The sequence below is a fragment of the Pseudoalteromonas sp. SWN29 genome, from assembly GCF_015864465.1.
Lineage (GTDB): Bacteria > Pseudomonadota > Gammaproteobacteria > Enterobacterales > Alteromonadaceae > Pseudoalteromonas.
In genome coordinates this window covers 1-627 of record NZ_JADYXE010000155.1, presented here as the reverse complement: position 1 = coordinate 627, position 627 = coordinate 1, and the positions used below count along the sequence as shown (strand labels likewise).

Annotated in this window: 3 tRNA genes; all 3 read right to left on the bottom strand. The window is 39.4% G+C overall.

Annotation, left to right across the window (positions count from 1 at the left end):
* Window positions 1–242: 242 nt before the first annotated feature.
* The 3 genes from I6F53_RS20260 to I6F53_RS20250 all read right to left on the bottom strand — a co-directional run bounded on the left by I6F53_RS20260 (window position 243) and on the right by I6F53_RS20250 (window position 626).
* Window positions 243–318 (bottom strand) — tRNA-Thr (locus I6F53_RS20260).
* Window positions 319–419: 101 nt separating this feature from the next.
* Window positions 420–495: transfer RNA gene (locus I6F53_RS20255), tRNA-Phe, on the bottom strand.
* Between the two features lie 55 nt (window positions 496–550).
* A tRNA-Thr gene (locus I6F53_RS20250) sits at window positions 551–626 on the bottom strand.
* Between the last annotated feature and the right edge of the window lies 1 nt (window position 627).

Genomic DNA, 627 nt, shown 5'->3' with positions numbered 1-627 from the left:
CAAAAGATGATAAGGGTATTGTGAAGCAACCAAAAGATCGGTCAACCGATCAAAAATACCTTAACTGATCGGTGTTAGCAATAAGCGAGGCTTTTAAATAAATGGTGCCGACTAGCTAAGCCTAACGGGTAACTTATATAGACTACTGATCACAAGTCAGTTTTTTAGCTCTTAACTATAATACGTTTAATTCTAAAATCGAAAACAAAAAAGCCCCGCTATAAGCGAGGCTTTTAAATAAATGGTGCCGACTAACCGAGTCGAACGGTTGACCTACTGATTACAAGTCAGTTGCTCTACCAGCTGAGCTAAGTCGGCACACAAAACTGTGTGCTAAGGCACGTTCAATTTTAAAGATTGAGAACTTTTATAAAGCACTTAAAATAAAAAACCTTACATAAGCAAGGTTTTAAAATAAATGGTGCCTCGACGCGGAATCGAACCACGGACACGAGGATTTTCAATCCTCTGCTCTACCGACTGAGCTATCGAGGCACATAAACTGTGCTAACTAAAAGTAAAATTATTATTTAACGTCTAGTTTTAAAAATGGTGCCGACTAACCGAGTCGAACGGTTGACCTACTGATTACAAGTCAGTTGCTCTACCAGCTGAGCTAAGTCGGCA